Annotated in this window: 16 protein-coding genes, 1 tRNA gene and 1 pseudogene; 12 read left to right on the top strand and 6 right to left on the bottom strand. The window is 58.8% G+C overall.

All coding sequences use genetic code 11. The features are described from left to right. Nucleotides 1–187: 187 nt before the first annotated feature. Nucleotides 188–330 (bottom strand): annotated as a pseudogene (locus DBP26_RS00600) (transposase); the annotation flags it as partial. A gap of 347 nt (nt 331–677) precedes the next feature. Here DBP26_RS00600 and DBP26_RS00595 point away from each other — a divergent pair. Further along, nucleotides 678–2732, top strand: coding sequence for a TonB-dependent siderophore receptor (locus tag DBP26_RS00595; protein ID WP_108236030.1), 2055 nt, complete (start codon nt 678–680; stop codon nt 2730–2732). A 42-nt stretch (nt 2733–2774) separates the two neighbouring features. Here the strand turns inward: DBP26_RS00595 and DBP26_RS00590 are convergent, their stop codons facing one another. Next, a complete protein-coding gene (locus DBP26_RS00590; RefSeq protein WP_108235669.1) occupies nt 2775–3425 on the bottom strand; it encodes a TetR family transcriptional regulator in 651 nt (216 codons plus the stop codon). Nucleotides 3426–3518: 93 nt separating this feature from the next. Here DBP26_RS00590 and DBP26_RS00585 point away from each other — a divergent pair, with 93 nt between their 5' ends. Further along, a complete protein-coding gene (locus DBP26_RS00585; RefSeq protein WP_108235668.1) occupies nt 3519–4184 on the top strand; it encodes a class I SAM-dependent methyltransferase in 666 nt (221 codons plus the stop codon). A gap of 232 nt (nt 4185–4416) precedes the next feature. Further along, entirely contained in the window at nt 4417–5475 is a 1059-nt protein-coding gene (gene nadA / locus DBP26_RS00580; RefSeq protein ID WP_108235667.1) for a quinolinate synthase NadA, read from the top strand. A gap of 94 nt (nt 5476–5569) precedes the next feature. Here the strand turns inward: nadA and DBP26_RS00575 are convergent, their stop codons facing one another. Then, nucleotides 5570–7003 (bottom strand): M48 family metalloprotease, encoded by a 1434-nt coding sequence (locus DBP26_RS00575; protein WP_108235666.1) that lies wholly within the window; start codon nt 7001–7003, stop codon nt 5570–5572. Between the two features lie 150 nt (nt 7004–7153). Between DBP26_RS00575 and DBP26_RS00570 the strand changes: the two genes are divergently transcribed. Together DBP26_RS00570 and DBP26_RS00565 are read left to right on the top strand one after the other, a co-directional pair. Continuing rightward, complete coding sequence (locus tag DBP26_RS00570) at nt 7154–7405, top strand: sulfurtransferase TusA family protein (protein ID WP_108236029.1); 252 nt, start codon at nt 7154–7156, stop codon at nt 7403–7405. Nucleotides 7406–7452: 47 nt separating this feature from the next. Beyond that, nucleotides 7453–8523: an AI-2E family transporter gene (locus DBP26_RS00565; protein ID WP_108235665.1), complete on the top strand. Its 1071-nt coding sequence runs from the start codon at nt 7453–7455 to the stop codon at nt 8521–8523. A gap of 122 nt (nt 8524–8645) precedes the next feature. On the opposite strand, the gene DBP26_RS00560 is transcribed toward DBP26_RS00565, so the two are convergent. Together DBP26_RS00560 and DBP26_RS00555 are read right to left on the bottom strand one after the other, a co-directional pair. After that, on the bottom strand, nt 8646–9119 hold the full coding sequence (locus DBP26_RS00560) for a peroxiredoxin (protein ID WP_108235664.1): 474 nt from the start codon (nt 9117–9119) through the stop codon (nt 8646–8648). Nucleotides 9120–9130: 11 nt separating this feature from the next. Then, nucleotides 9131–9694: a glycine cleavage system protein R gene (locus DBP26_RS00555; protein ID WP_108235663.1), complete on the bottom strand. Its 564-nt coding sequence runs from the start codon at nt 9692–9694 to the stop codon at nt 9131–9133. A 313-nt stretch (nt 9695–10007) separates the two neighbouring features. Between DBP26_RS00555 and dapA the strand changes: the two genes are divergently transcribed. From dapA to DBP26_RS00520, 7 genes are all read left to right on the top strand, one after another. Further along, complete coding sequence (gene dapA / locus DBP26_RS00550) at nt 10008–10886, top strand: 4-hydroxy-tetrahydrodipicolinate synthase (protein WP_108235662.1); 879 nt, start codon at nt 10008–10010, stop codon at nt 10884–10886. Between the two features lie 17 nt (nt 10887–10903). Beyond that, nucleotides 10904–12019 carry an outer membrane protein assembly factor BamC gene (gene bamC / locus DBP26_RS00545; RefSeq protein WP_108235661.1) on the top strand — a complete coding sequence of 372 codons (1116 nt, stop codon included), beginning with the start codon at nt 10904–10906 and terminating at the stop codon, nt 12017–12019. Further along, nucleotides 12020–12778, top strand: a complete 759-nt coding sequence (locus tag DBP26_RS00540; RefSeq protein ID WP_108235660.1) for an MBL fold metallo-hydrolase — start codon at nt 12020–12022, stop codon at nt 12776–12778. 87 nt (nt 12779–12865) lie between these two features. Further along, nucleotides 12866–13579, top strand: coding sequence for a phosphoribosylaminoimidazolesuccinocarboxamide synthase (gene purC / locus DBP26_RS00535; RefSeq protein WP_062382684.1), 714 nt, complete (start codon nt 12866–12868; stop codon nt 13577–13579). A 90-nt stretch (nt 13580–13669) separates the two neighbouring features. Further along, a tRNA-Ser gene (locus DBP26_RS00530) sits at nt 13670–13759 on the top strand. A 100-nt stretch (nt 13760–13859) separates the two neighbouring features. Continuing rightward, complete coding sequence (locus DBP26_RS27020; RefSeq protein ID WP_177410976.1) at nt 13860–14072, top strand: hypothetical protein; 213 nt, start codon at nt 13860–13862, stop codon at nt 14070–14072. Nucleotides 14073–14276: 204 nt separating this feature from the next. Then, nucleotides 14277–14576 (top strand): chorismate mutase, encoded by a 300-nt coding sequence (locus DBP26_RS00520; RefSeq protein ID WP_108235659.1) that lies wholly within the window; start codon nt 14277–14279, stop codon nt 14574–14576. A gap of 66 nt (nt 14577–14642) precedes the next feature. On the opposite strand, the gene DBP26_RS00515 is transcribed toward DBP26_RS00520, so the two are convergent. Further along, entirely contained in the window at nt 14643–15269 is a 627-nt protein-coding gene (locus DBP26_RS00515; protein ID WP_108235658.1) for a LysE family translocator, read from the bottom strand. Nucleotides 15270–15674: the final 405 nt, after the last annotated feature.

Genomic DNA, 15674 nt, shown 5'->3' with positions numbered 1-15674 from the left:
ACGACATTCAAGTTTTGAGAGGTTTTGGCCATGCCAATTTAAAGCATGTCCTGCCCCAGAAGTGGTGCAGTTCACCACGGCTCTGGTCGCTAAGTTTCCCGTTAAGTTGATCACGGGCCGAGAGCTGGGCCTGCGGATTATCGCTGACCGCCTCGAAGCCTCCCATGCATATTCCGCGGTGGCACCGTTCGTCGTTCTGCTCCAGCGACGTCGCACCGACGAGCCAGGCGAGCGCCGGATCATCAGGAAACTACCCACGACTTCGGTACGTTGTTTGATTTCCACGTTCAGTCTCTCAAGCGGATTGGTGCTGTGCAGATGCTGGCGATGGTAGGCTCAGAAAAGCCAAACTGCATGCTCGGGTCCACGTCCGTAATTGGTGTACGATCTCTTCAAAACCCGAGAGGTCCACGTAAGTGTGAATTCTCGGGTTTTTTTTCGTCTGCGATAAAGCAGCGTCTCCTTCGGCATCAAAGTCCATCTGCTAAGCGAGCCACGTCCATCGACACTGAACCGGCGCGGAAAAATATCGTTGAATGTGAAAAATTTGTCGAAACAAATTAGTGTTATGAGTTAGATTCGCATTTACATTTTGAATCACTCTTGCTTGATTTGGATCCCCCGCCTTGAAACGTTATTTCTCGTTTGGCTGTTTTCTGGTTGGTGCATGCAGCGCCATGTCCACTGTCCACGCTGATGACCTGACCCTCCCGGCCACTGAAATTCAGAGCAATGCACAAGACGTGGATGGTGTTAGTGTTGGGTATGAAGGGAAGGCCTCTTCCACCACGACCAAGCTGGGGCTCACCGATAGGCAGACGCCCCAGGGGGTTACCACGATCACGCGTCAAGCGTTGGACGATTTCAAAATCAACGGCATCAAGGACGCCCTTCGTTCCGCGCCTTCGGTGACGGTCGAGCAGAGCGAGACCGATCGGACCGAGTTCACCTCGCGTGGATTTGATATCAACACGTTCGAATATGACGGCATGGGTATGCCCTTCGTGGGCACGGTGCTGGTGGGCGACCAGGATCTGGCCGAATACGAGCAGGTCGATGTGCTGCACGGCGCCAACGGTTTGATGAGTGGGGCGGGCAACCCTTCCGCGACGGTCAATTTCGTGCGCAAGCGCCCGACCGAAACGTTTCAGGCGCAGATCGATACCAGCGTCGGTTCTTGGGACAGCCGCCGCGTCGATGTCGATGTGGCTGGCCCGCTGACCGACACGGGCAACGTGCGAGGCCGCTTCATCTATTCCCATGACAAAGGCAATTCGTGGATGGACCGCTACAGCCATGAGCGAAATGTCGTGGCGGGATTGCTGGCGTTCGACATAACGGACGCTGATACGGTGACTGTGGGCGTCTCCCAGCACAACAGTGACTCCAACGGCAGCTCGTGGGGCAACTTGCCGCTGGTGGACAGTAACGGAGACCCCATCCATTACAGTGGTCGCAGCAACAGCATCGGCCAGCCCTGGACCTACTGGAACCTGCACACACAGCGCACGTTCGTCGAGCTCAAGCACGACTTCGGTAATAACTGGAATGCCACCCTGACCGCGACCGGCGTGCAAGAGAAGCAGAACACCAACATGCTGTATGTAGGGTCTGTCACGGGCGACGATGCACTGGCCTACGCCAACCACACCCGCAGCGAGGCGCATCAGTTACTGGGCGAGGCGAAAGTGCAGGGCCCCTTCAGCTTGTTCGGTCGTGAACATCAACTGACCTTTGGCGCCGCCTATGGGCGGACGCACCAGAAAGGTCATGAGTACGATGAGGATCTCGAGAACTTCAGCGCTTTCGATACCTCGTTTTCGGGCATTCTGGCGGGCGTTACCCCTATGCCTTCCTTTGTGGCCACCAGCGATGGCCTTTCGCAAAACTTCCAGGACACCCAGAAAAGCGTTTTCGCCGGCTCCCGCTTCAGCCTGACCGACGACCTTCACTGGATCGCCGGTGCCCGGATGCTCAGCGCCGACAGCAGAGGCGAAAGCTATGGGTCTGAGCGTTACACGCGGGCCCACGGCAAAGTCGCGCCCTACACCGGTCTGGTCTACGACCTCAGCAAGGCGTGGAGCGTGTATGGCAGTTGGACCAAGATTTACAACCCGCAGTACAACGTCGGTGTAGACGGCGGGTTACTCGCGCCGCTGGAAGGCAAGAGCATGGAGGTCGGTCTCAAAGGCAGCGTCATGGATGAACGCCTGCACCTGACGGCCGCGGTGTTCAAGACCGAGCAACGCAATGTGGCGGTGTATGCGGGGTACAACGGCGTTCAGAACGTCTACACGCCTAACGACTTCAAGAGCCATGGCGTAGAGCTCCAAGCCTCAGGCGAGGTGTTCGATGGCCTGGACCTGCTCGCTGGCTACACCTACGTGCGTATCGACAATGACGATGGCGAACGCGCTCGTAAATACGTACCGACCCACAGTTTCCGCGGTATGGCCACCTATCGCCTGCCCAGTGTGCCCCAGATGAAGGTCGGTGCCCGCGTCAGTTGGCAGAGCACTGTGGAAAATGACAACACCAGTGCGATCCGGCAGAACGCTTATGGGCTCGTCGACCTCATGACCAGCTACGACATCGACAGCAATTGGAGCACGGCGCTCAACCTGAACAATGTCACCGATCGTAAATACGTGCTGTCGCTTTACGACAACGTGACGACCGGCAGTTATGGCGCACCGCGAAATCTCACCGCCTCGGTGACCTGGAAATACTGATTCTGATCGGCGCCCTAGTGGGCAACGGACACCCCCCGCCCGCTAAGGGCTGCTCTGACGCCTATCTTGAGCCAGCCGCTCCAGATAGGCACAGAACATGTCCGCCATGGCGTCCGAATACGCCTCGACCTCGGTGGGAGTGCGCGGCGTCTGGGAAAACGCTTTGCCGACCGTGGTGAACGTACCGGTCAGCAGATCCGCTGCTCTGATTCGCACGGCGTCGTCCGTATCGGGCAGCGTTTCTCGGATAAATGAGCGGATCGCCGCTTCTCCCTGTTCTTTGATCGCCCGCGCTTCCGGCGCATGGCGATACAGGGGCGCCGCGTCGTCAAGGGCGGTGCGCATGTCGGCTTCCTCGCATTCCGAGCGAATAAACGCGTGCACGAATTGACGCAAGCGTTGGAGGGGAGGCACCGATGTGTCGCCGAGCAAGCTGTTGAGCATGTCGAACGTCTGTTGCCATTCGTCGCTCTGCAAGCGGAAGAGGATCGCGGCCTTGTTCGGGAAGTACTGGTAAAGCGATCCGATGCTGACGCCGGCCTTTTCTGCCACGCGCGCTGTCGTAAAACGGCGGGCGCCTTCTTTGGCCAAAACCTGAGTAGCTGCTTCGAGAATCACCCCGATCGACGCTTCGGAGCGTGCCTGTTTGGGTCTTTTTCGCAGGGAAATCGCGGGGTTGCGGGCGTCGTTCATAGCGGCTGCTGAATGCGATTATTAAATGTGAGGGATTCGTCGCATTCTAATCCGGCGTTGCGAATTGCGCACCGTTTAAACTCGGAGCCCTTTATGAATACCCTGACATCTACCCCGGTTGCTTCGCTCCTTGAGCGTCTATTCCAAGACGCGGCTGAACAGTCGCCGATGACCAGTCCTCAGCTGTCCGATTTCACCCAGGAGGATTTGGGGCGCCTCATGCGAAGCAAGACGGATTATCGGGACTTCTACGGTCGCCTGAAGGACTTTCCACTGGCCGTGTCCCGCGAAACCGGGGCGTTGTTGTACATGTTGGCGCGCAGTTGCAAAGCGCGCACCGTAGTTGAATTCGGCACCTCGTTCGGCATCTCGACCTTGCACTTGGCCGCTGCGCTGCGGGACAACGGCGGGGGTGTCCTGATTACCAGTGAATTCGAGTCGTCGAAGGTTGCGCAGGCGAGGGACAACCTGCTTGCCGGTGGCTTGCTTGATCTTGTGGAGATTCGCGAGGGGGATGCGCTCAAGACGTTGGGCCAGGACCTGCCAGCGTCCATCGACCTTGTTCTGCTCGATGGCGCCAAGGCGCTGTATCCGGAAATTCTCGCTCTGGTAGAGAGTCGCCTGCGGCCGGGCGCCTTGATCGTCGCCGACAATGCCGATTACGCGCCCGACTACCTGGCACGTGTTCGCTCCGTCGAGCACGGGTATCTATCGATTCCTTTCGGGGAGGAGGTCGAACTGTCGATGCGCCTGGGCTGAGGCGCTCAGGCCGTTAAGTGAACGCTCAACGGGTAACGTGATACATTCGCCGCCGCTTCGCGCTGCAGGCTGTTTCAGCGGGCAAGCGCGGCGAGATCGTATCGATGCATGCACAACGATGCGTGCACCCGGCAGGAAACTTCATGACCGTGAGGGTTTCCCGCTCACTCGTTGCCTGTTGTACAGGTGTAAACTCGACGCTCGCGCTCACGCGCATTCAGGTCCTGCGAACATGACACAGATTTCCGAACGCCTATTGGTACAGGCGCACCTTGACGCCAAGCAGCCCAAGGCGCTGACACCGGGAGAAGAAGCCGAGTACCGTCGCTTGATCGCTGCGGAGCTCAAGGCTCAGGACGCCGTGTTGGTTGCCCACTATTATTGCGATCCGGTCATTCAGGCCTTGGCCGAAGAGACCGGCGGTTGTGTGTCCGATTCGCTGGAAATGGCCCGTTTCGGCAAGAACCATCCTGCCAGCACGGTTCTGGTGGCCGGCGTTCGTTTCATGGGCGAAACGGCAAAGATCCTGACCCCCGAAAAGCGCGTTCTCATGCCGACCCTGGAAGCGACCTGTTCGTTGGATCTAGGCTGCGGTGTCGACGAGTTTTCTGCCTTCTGTGACAAGCATCCCGAGCGGACCGTGGTGGTCTACGCCAACACATCCGCGGCCGTCAAAGCTCGCGCCGACTGGGTGGTCACCTCAAGCTGCGCGCTGGAAATTGTCGAGAGCCTGATGGACAACGGCGAGAAAATCATTTGGGCGCCGGACAGGCATCTGGGCCGCTACATTCAGCGTGAGACAGGTGCCGACATGCTCTTGTGGGATGGCGCGTGCATCGTCCACGAGGAGTTCAAATCCCGGCAACTGGAGGACATGAAGGCGCTGTACCCGGACGCTGCGATTCTGGTCCACCCTGAATCGCCGGAATCGGTGATTGATTTGGCCGATGCAGTGGGCTCCACCAGTCAGTTGATCAAAGCGGCGCAGACGCTTCCGAATTCAACCTTCATCGTGGCGACCGACCGCGGCATTTTCTACAAGATGCAGCAACTTTGTCCTGACAAGGTTTTCATCGAGGCCCCAACCGCCGGTAACGGCGCGGCATGCCGCAGTTGCGCGCATTGTCCGTGGATGGCGATGAACACGTTGGCCCGCACACTGCAATGCCTGCGGGAAGGGACCAATGAAATCTTCGTCGACCCGGCGATCATTCCCCACGCGGTGCGGCCGTTGCAACGGATGCTGGATTTCACTCAGGCGGCGCGGTTGAAGCTTTCCGGCAACGCCTGAGAGCCACCTCAGGCATTTGACGACTCGCTGTGAGAGAGCGCCGCATCAAGACGCCTCTCGCCCAGCCTGCGGCTCGAGGACGCGTAGGCCTGAGCTAGTTCATCATGTCTTTGACTGCCCGTTCCTGGGCAATGATTTCCTGCTGTCGCGCATCGATCCGGGACGCCAGCTGGAAGTTGTTGTTCGCACGCCGCTTGGCGAATTCCAATTGCTGGATTGCCTGCTTGAAATCCCCCATCAGTGCAAAGTACTCGGCGCGAGCCTGATGTGAACCAATGGTGTTGCCGGAAAGGCCGCGGGCATCGGCGACCTGGTTCCAGACGTCCGGATCGTCGGAGCGGCTCTTGAGCAGGGTTTCCAATGCCTTGAGCGCTTCTGGCGCCTTGGACTGTTTGAGCAGGACATCGACCTTCGCCTGGTTCAGCGGGTAATTGTCCGGGTACAGATCCAGCATGCGGTCGACCCGCTGTTGCGCATCGGGAAAGCGGTTGTTGGTGATGTCCAGATTGATCATCGCCAGGTTGTACGTGATGTTGTCGGGCGCCTTGTCCAGCAGCGGTTTGAGCGAATCCCGTGCCTCGTTCAATTGCCCCGCTTTGGTCTGGGCCAATGCCAGGCCGTAGCGAGCGGCATCGTTTTTCGGGTTCTCGGCTAATTGAGCGCGGAACCGTTTGGCCGCAACGCCTGGGGTTTCTTCATAAATCAGGATCACCCGTGAGCGCATCAGTTGATAAGCCAGGCTGTCTTCCTTGCCCCCTGGTTTGGCCTGTTCGGCACGGTTACGGGTATCGGCGATACGCGACTCGGTGACCGGGTGACTCATCAGGAATTCCGGCGGCTTGGCGTCGTAACGGTACTGACGGGCCAGGCGTTCGAACATGGTGGGCATGTTGCGCGGGTCGTAACCGGCTTTTTCCAGGTTGAGAATGCCGATGCGGTCGGCTTCCGCTTCGTTTTGCCGCGAGAAACGCGCCTGTTCCTGAATGGCCGCCGCCTGTGTTCCGGCGATGGCGGCAATCCCGGCGTCGCCGGCGCCGGCCGCTGCCATCACGATACCGGCCAGCATCGCTGCCATCACCGGCACCTGCATCCGTTGCTGGGCCTGGACCCCGCGGGCAAAGTGGCGCTGCGACAAGTGGGCCAGTTCGTGAGCCAGTACCGCAGCGTATTCACCTTCGGTTTCCGCGTGCAGGAACAAGCCGCCGTTGACCCCGATGATTCCGCCGGGGGCTGCGAAGGCGTTGATTTCGGGCGTATTGATCAGAATGAATTCAAGACGGCGATCCTGGACCTGGCTGGTCTCCGCCAGGCGGTACACCGAGGTTTCGACAAAATCCTTGAGTTGCGGATCGGACAACTGCGCCACTTGCGATCGCAGCAGACCCAGCCACGCGCGGCCCAGGTCGTGCTCCTGTTGCGGCGAAACGATGGAGGAACTGGCGTCGCCCAGGGACGGCAGGTCATCCGCGAAGGTCGGCGTGGCCATCAGGCAGGCGAGCGTCAGCAGTGTGGGGCGCAAAAAATCCATGCACGAAACTCTAGGACAGAAAGTCCTTACTGTAGCCGCCTCAATGGCTTGCTGACCAGAGTGGGGTATTCTTGCTGGCGTATGAGCCTGTTCTTCATCATCGTATTTGCAGATTCTCTGCAGATGGATGTGTCTGCCCGGAGAGAAATGATGTCTGACGCTGTACAGTTGCCCGCCGTTTGCGATGCCGAAGTGGATGCCACGGGCTTGAACTGCCCGTTGCCCCTGCTTAAGGCGAAGATGGAACTCAATCGCCTGGCCAGTGGCGGGGTCCTCAAAGTGACGGCGACCGATGCCGGTTCCCAGCGGGACTTTCGCACTTTCGCCAAACTGTCCGGCCACGCGCTGTTGCACGAAGAAGTGGACAATGGCATTTACCGCTACTGGTTACGCAAAGCGTGACGGTGCTGATTCCTTAGCTTTTTATTTCCTCGCTCCAAGGACCCCTGATGTTCAAAGTGCTTCGCAACTGGATGCAGCGCTATTTCTCGGATGAAGAAGCGGTGGTGCTGGCGGTATTGTTGGTGCTGGCGTTCACGATCGTCCTGACATTGGGCGGCATGCTGGCGCCGGTGTTGGCAGGTTTGGTACTGGCTTTTCTGATGCAGGGGATGGTCGCGCAACTGGAACGCTTTCGTGTCCCCGAAGGGGCCGCGGTCGGGATAGTGTTTGCGCTGTTCATGGGGGCGCTGGCGTTGTTTCTCCTGGTCCTGGTGCCTTTGCTCTGGCATCAGATGATCACGCTGTTCAATGAGCTTCCCGGGATGTTGGCCAAGTGGCAGTCATTGCTGTTGCTGCTGCCGGAGCGCTACCCGCATCTGGTGTCCGATGAGCAAGTGCTGCAGGCGATCGAAGCAGCACGGGGCGAAATCGGAAAGTTCGGCCAATGGGCGCTGACCTTTTCCCTGTCCAGCCTTCCGCTGCTGGTCAACATGATGATCTATCTGGTGCTGGTGCCCATCCTCGTGTTCTTTTTCCTCAAGGATCGTCGGATGATTGGCCGTTGGGTGCGAGGCTACCTGCCGCGAGAGCGTACGCTGATCACCCGTGTGGCCGAGGAAATGAACCGGCAGATCGCCAATTATATTCGTGGAAAGGTCATCGAAATCTTCATTTGCGGCGCGGTCACCTACGTCGCGTTCGTGTTGATGGGGCTCAACTATTCGGCATTGTTGGCCATGTTGGTGGGGGTTTCCGTTGTGGTGCCTTATGTCGGCGCGGTCGTGGTCACGGTGCCTGTGGCTTTTATCGCACTCTTCCAATGGGGCTGGAGCGACCAGTTCATCTACCTGATGGCGGTCTATGGAATCATTCAGACGCTGGACGGCAATGTGTTGGTGCCACTGCTTTTTTCGCAGACGGTGAGCCTGCACCCTGTCGCAATCATCTGCGCGGTGCTGTTGTTCGGCGGGTTGTGGGGGTTCTGGGGGATCTTTTTCGCCATTCCACTGGCAACGCTCTGCAAGGCCGTGCTGGACGCCTGGCCGCGAAACGAACCGACCGTGGCGCCGTTGTTGTAAGCAGGCGCCTCGTTCTGCTTTTGTAGCAGCTTGCTCGCCCGCGATTGCGGTGTGTCGGTGACCTCCAAGGTATTTGACACACTGTGGTCGCAGGCAAGCGCGCTGCTACAGGTCGTATCGCATCAGGCCTTATTGAGTGCCTGAGCCGCTGCCAGCACCGCGTCCACATGACCCGGCACCTTCACCCCACGCCACGCTTGGCGCAGCACACCGTTACTGTCGATCAGGAAGGTGCTGCGATCGACGCCCAAGTATTCTTTCCCGTAGAGCTTCTTGAGCTTGATCACATCGAACAGCTGGCACAGGGATTCGTCTTTGTCCGAGATCAGCTCGAACGGAAAGGCCTGTTTGGCCTTGAAGTTCTCGTGAGACTTCATGCCATCGCGAGACACGCCGAACACAACGGTGTTGGCGGCTTTGAAGTCAGCGTAGTGATCGCGAAAACCCTGGCCCTCGGTGGTGCACCCGGGAGTGCTGTCCTTGGGGTAGAAATAAATGACCACTTGCTGGCCCTTCAACGCGGACAGGCTGACGGCCTGATCGCTGGTGGCCTGCACCTGAAAATCGGGAACGGGTGTATCCAGTTCGACTGCCATAGGTGGCTTCCTTACATAGGGGCTTGCGGGCGCCAGGGTTCGATCAGCGCATCGAGATTGAGCGCGTCGGCGAAGTCCAGGAACTGGTCACGCAGCCAACTGATCTGAGTCCCGGCGGGAAGCGTGACGGTAAAGGTGGCGTTGAGCATCGTGCCGCCGGTCTGTGGCGCCTGATAGGTATCGCAGATCAGGTTTTCGAGTTCGACGTGATGATCGATGAAGAACTGGCACAGCTCGTTGATGATGTCCGGGCGGTAGGCCGAGCTGACATAGGCAACGTAAGGCAATGCTTCAGGCCGATTTTCCAGCGACGAGCTACGCACCACGTTGACGGTGAAGGCGTGCTTCTTCGACAGATTCGGCAGGCTGGTTTCCAGGCGCGCCAGCGCGTCCCAACTGCCGGACACCTGAAGCACCAAGGCACTGCATTCGCCGTGGCGCGTCAGGCGCGAGCTGACGACCGAGCAACGGGATTCATGGCTGGCGCGGCACAGGACGTTGGTCAGCTCCATCGGGTTGGCGCCAAGGGCACTGATGACGAGGAATTGTTCGCGAACGGTGGGGATGGACGACATGCAGCTTTCCTAAACGATGAGCGGTCGATACGTTTCAGGGCGCAGCGCCGGGTTCTGTGAGCGCAGGTGTCGGGTGCCGCCCCGGGTTCGTCGTCGTTCGCCGCCTGGGCAGATCATTCACCTCAGGCGAAAACGGGGCTGGAACGGGGTTTGTGGCGACGGAAGCGATCAGTCGAACGAGCAGCGCAGATGAGCAGTACCGATCAAAGACCGAAGGGTAGCGAAAACCGTCGCTCAGGGGAATGCTCGCCTTGTGCAAGGACCATGGCGCCAGTACCATTACCGCTCTCTTTTTGCGGCAGGAGCGGTTTGCATGATTGCGGGCAGTATGGTGGCACTGGTCACACCGATGGATGCACAGGGGCGTCTTGACTGGGACAGCCTGAGCAAACTGGTGGACTTTCACCTGAAAGAGGGCACCAACGCCATTGTCGCCGTCGGCACGACCGGCGAGTCCGCCACCCTCGATGTCAGTGAGCACATCGAAGTGATCCGTCGCGTGGTCCAGCAGGTCGCTGGCCGTATCCCGGTGATCGCCGGCACGGGCGCCAACTCCACCCGCGAAGCCGTGGAATTGACCTCCAACGCCAAGAACGCCGGTGCCGATGCCTGCCTGCTGGTCACCCCGTATTACAACAAGCCGACCCAGGAAGGCTTGTACCAGCATTTCAAGCACATCGCCGAAGCCGTCGATATCCCGCAGATCCTTTACAACGTGCCAGGCCGCACCTCCTGCGACATGAAGGCCGACACCGTGATCCGTCTGTCGAAGATCAAGAACATCATCGCCATCAAGGAAGCCACCGGCGACCTGCAACGCGCCCAGGACATCCTGGCTGGCGTCGACAGCGACTTCCTGGTGTATTCCGGTGACGACGCGACGGCGGTCGAGCTGATGCTGCTTGGCGGCAAGGGCAACATTTCCGTGACCGCCAACGTCGCCCCGCGCGACATGGCCGAACTGTGCAAGGCCGCCATCGCTGGCGACGCGCAGACCGCCCGTGCCCTGCATGAAAAACTGATGCCGCTGAACAAGAACCTGTTCATCGAATCGAACCCAATCCCCGTGAAATGGGCCCTGCATGAAATGGGTTTGATGCCGGACGGTATCCGTCTGCCGCTCACCTGGCTCAGCGAGTCCTGCCACGAGCCGGTACGTCAGGCCCTGCGCCAGTCCGGCGTACTGGTTTAATGAGGAAGCACTACGCAATGAAGCGACTGGCCGGACTTTCCGCACTAGCCCTGATCATCTCCAGCACCAGCGGTTGCAGCTGGTTGTTTGGGCAAGACGGTTACTTCCGTGATCGCAGCAGCGATTACCTGGAAGCGACCCAGAAACCCCCGATGCAACTGCCTGAAGGCCTTCAGGAAACCAAGCGTCTGGATCCGCTGCTGCCTATCCCGCGTAACGTGGCGGATGACACCCAGAAAGGTGAATTCACCGTTCCGCGTCCGCAGCCACTGTCCACCGTTCAGGATTCCGGCGACTACACCCTGCAGAAAAGCGGCGACAACCGCTGGATTCTGGCTCAGCGCGCGCCGGCCGAAGTCTGGCCAGTGGCTCACCAGTATTTCGAAGACAACGGTTTCCGCATCGCCGAAGACCGTCCGCAGACCGGTGAATTCAGCACGACGTGGCAACGCGTGGATGAGCTGTCCGCCTCGGTTGCCAAGCGCATGAATGGCGCGGGCGACAGTGCTGCTACCGAGACTCGGGTGCGGGTCCGTATCGAGCCAGGCGTGCAGCGCAACACTAGCGAAATCTATATCGTCAGCGCCCAGCGTCCGGCTGGCAGCAGCGACGAGCCGGCGTTTTCGCCGCGCAGCGTCAACGTTGGCCTGGACTCGGTCCTCACCGACGACATGCTGGCCAGCCTGACCCGTACCGCCGAGAAGGGTGGTTCCGTGTCGTTGCTCGCTGCCCGTGACTACGACACCCCGAGCCGGGTATCCCTGAGCGAGGATGGCAGCGGCAACCCGGTGCTGAACCTGGGGGCGGACCTCGACCGCGCCTGGTCCAGCGTGGGTCGCGCCTTGAACCAGGGCGACTGGCGTGTTGAAGACATCAACCGCAGCCTGGGTCTGTACTACATCAACCTGGCAGAAAAAGCCGACCGGCCAGAGAACAAGCCTGGCTTCTTCGCCCGCATGTTTGGCAGCGAAGAGACCAAGGAGCAGAAGGAAGCTCGCGCCGAGCGGTATCAGGTACGCCTGAGCAAGGTGGGTGACAACGTCCAAGTGACCGTCGAGAAGAACATCAACACCGTAGCGCCGACCGACGTCGCCCGCCGCGTGTTGAGCGTCATTCAAGACAACCTCGGCTAAGTGCGTTTCGCGGTTCTGGGCAGCGGCAGCCGGGGCAACGGCACGCTGATCGCGAGCAACGACACGTACGTGCTGGTCGACTGCGGTTTCTCCCTGCGGGAAACCGAGCGTCGGCTGGACCGGCTGGGCCTCAGCGGCCGTCAACTGAGCGCCATCCTGGTAACCCACGAACATGCCGACCACGTGCATGGCGTGGGTTTGCTGTCTCGGCGATACGATGTTCCTGTATACCTCAGCGACGGCACGTTGCGCGGCATGCGCAAGCCGATCGAGGCGGGTGTCAGGCTGCAAGGCGGGCAGGGCGTGCAGATTGGCGGGCTGAACATCGACGTGGTGACCGTGGCTCATGATGCGCTGGAGCCGACGCAGTTCGTCTTCAATGACGGTCGCCGTCGCTTCGGGCTGCTGACCGACCTGGGCTCGTACTGCCCCGCGGTGCTCGATCGTTACCGTGGGCTGGACGCGTTGATGGTCGAGTCCAACCATTGCCGGGATCTGCTTGCGCGAGGCGCCTACCCGTATTTCCTGAAGCAACGGGTCGGTGGCGAGTTCGGGCATTTGAACAATCACCAGGCCGCCAGCCTGGTGAACGAGCTGGGGTGGCAGGGCTTGCAGCATCTGGTGCTGGCCCACCTGAGCAGCAAGAACAACCTGCCGCACCTGGCCCGGCAATGTTTCGTCGACACCCTCGGGTGTGACCCGGACTGGCTACAATTGGCCGACCAGGATTCGGGGCTCGATTGGCGCGAAATCGCCTAGCGGCCCAACTGTTTACAGGGCGTCAGTCTCGCCCAGGCTATTTTTACCGGGCATCTGGCCCAACCATTTTTGCAAGCGGAGCCCATCATGGAAAAACGTGAAGAACTCTACCGCGGCAAAGCCAAGTCGGTTTACAAGACCGACGACGCTGACCGCTTGATCCTGCTGTTTCGCAACGACACCTCGGCGTTCGACGGCAAGCGCATCGAACAGCTTGATCGCAAAGGCATGGTGAACAACAAGTTCAACGCCTTCATCATGCAAAAGCTGGAAGCCGCGGGCATTCCCACCCAGTTCGACAAACTGCTGGCCGACAACGAAGTGCTGGTCAAGAAGCTCGACATGATCCCGGTCGAGTGCGTCGTGCGCAACTACGCTGCTGGCAGCCTCGTCAAGCGCCTGGGCGTGGAAGAGGGTATGAAGCTCAACCCTTACACCTTCGAACTGTTCCTGAAGGACGACGCCAAAGGCGATCCGTTCATCAACGAATCCCACGTCGTTGCCTTCGGCTGGGGCACCGCCGAACAACTGGCGCGCATGAAAGAACTGTCGCTCAAGGTCAATGATGTGCTGACCAAGCTGTTCGACGACGCAGGCTTGCTGCTGGTCGATTTCAAACTGGAATTCGGCGTGTTCAGCGACGGCTCCATTGTCCTGGGCGACGAATTCAGCCCTGACGGCTGCCGCCTGTGGGACAAGGACACCAAGAAGAAAATGGACAAGGATCGCTTCCGTCAAGGCCTGGGTGATGTCATCGAAGCCTACGAAGAAGTCGCCCATCGCCTTGGCGTTCCGCTCTAACGCGCGAGCGCTGCAAGCATCTGAAAAAACGCGAGAAATTTGAAAAAAGGGTTCGCGTTTTTTTAACAAGCTGTTATGATGCGCGCCGTTGGAGAGATGCCGGAGTGGCCGAACGGGACGGATTCGAAATCCGTTGTACCTTCGCGGGTACCTAGGGTTCAAATCCCTATCTCTCCGCCATAATATAAGGCCCCGAGCGTTTGTAGCGCTCGGGGCCTTTTTCATTTGGGGGGAATTTGCGGTAAAAGTGCCACCCTCAACCAACGCTTATGATTGCCCCATGGCCTGCCGCGAGAAGCGCGGCAGCACCTGGCGTGCCCAGATCCGTCGCAAAGAATATCCGACCCTTTCAGCCACCTTCGAGACCACGGCGGAAGCCCAGCGCCGGGCTGCCGAGATCGAGGGTGATATGTCGCGCGCGCGATTCGTCGATATGCATGCACCAGAAAGCACCACGCTTGCTGAGGCCCTGGGCCGTTATCTTTTGAGGTGACATCCACGAAGAAGGGCGCCAAATATGAAGAGGTCAGGTTCAAGAGGTGGAAGGAACATCGGATCGCCTCCAAGGCCGTACCTGCGGCGGTGAGCGCTGCGCCGATGCGGAGTTTTTGGCGCTGCGTAGACCTACCGTTTAAATCTCGATAACGTAAGGTGTTGCAGACCTGAATACCTTGACCAATAAGAGGGATAAAAGACCATGGAAGTGCGTTGCACCTCAATCGATGAAGTTCGTAGAAATATCGATCGCATTGACCACGACGTGGTGGCGCTACTTGCCAAGCGCGCTGATTTCGTTACTCAGGCGGCTGCATTCAAAAAAAATTCCGATGATGTACGAGCTCCAGCGCGGGTGGAGCAGGTGATCAGCAAAGTGCGCTCGATTGCAGAGGATTGCGGCGCATCACCCGATATCGTAGAGAAGGTATATCGGACCATGATTGCGGCATTTATCGAAGAAGAACTAAAGACTCATTCAGACTTGAAAAACAAGCGTTGAGCTCGTCTTTTTAATCAACTTTGGCTCAGCAAGGCGGATAGATCAGCCTTGCTGAGCCGACCTAACCTACTTTTGGCTAAGCGCTGCTATTGAGACTCCAGAAGCGACAAATGTAAGTCCGGCCCCGACATTCAGACCATTCACGACGCGGGGGCTTTTGCGTAGCACGCGGGACAGTGCAGTCGCAAACACGCCCATCAATGCGAACCCAACTGCCGTAAGTGCGGCGAACCATAGGCCATACACCAGCATTTGAACAGTCACCGAGCCGCGTTGTGGATCGACGAATTGCGGGATGAATGCCAGTACGAACAGGCCAGGTTTTGGGTTGAGTGCAGCCGAAAGCAATCCCGTTAGAAAAATGCTCGGCAATGTCTGCCGAGTTGCCGGTTGAAAGCTGATCAGGCTCCGAGATCGTAGAACCTTTATGCCAAGCCAAAGCAGATAACCGGCGCCTATGATTTTGACAATCCAGAACGCGACCGCAGACGTCTGCATGAGCAATGTCAAGCCAAGCGAAGCAGTCGTGACATGAAACAGAATACCTGCTCCAGACGCCATGCCAGATACGATGGCGGCAATCTTGCCCTGACTCATTCCTCGAGCTACAGCCAAGAGATTGTCTGGCCCTGGCGAAAGTACCAAGAGCAAGCAGGCTGCGGTATATGCAAGCCATATATCGATCGGAAACACTTTAATCTCCTTATGTCTCGACGAAGCATTTATTCACGCGTAGCGGGGGACTGTGCCTGTGCTCAGTTGCAAAGTCAAAGCTGCTGCACCTCTCTTTTAAGCGATTTGCTCACAGTTGCTGGCCCAGAGTTTGACGGCTGATCGACGCAATTTTCGCACGCTGATCGCGATCGCCGCCGGGATCATCGGACACGAAAACGGCGGAGTACTTTACGCGGCTTTGGTGATTGCCGAGGGCGTGCAGCGGGCCTTGGGGTGAAGTGTCCCAGAGCTTTTCCTGTGGACTCTGCGCCTGCGGTTCACCGCTTCGCGCCTCGACGGCTCATGCCAGATGACGTGCTCATCATCTCGGCGATTGCGTGAGTTTCAGCTCGTTCGTGGTGAAGCGGGATGCGGACTGACATT

The organism is Pseudomonas sp. RIT409 (assembly GCF_003052515.2).
GTDB lineage: Bacteria > Pseudomonadota > Gammaproteobacteria > Pseudomonadales > Pseudomonadaceae > Aquipseudomonas.
This window is presented reverse-complemented; position numbering and strand designations above follow the sequence as displayed.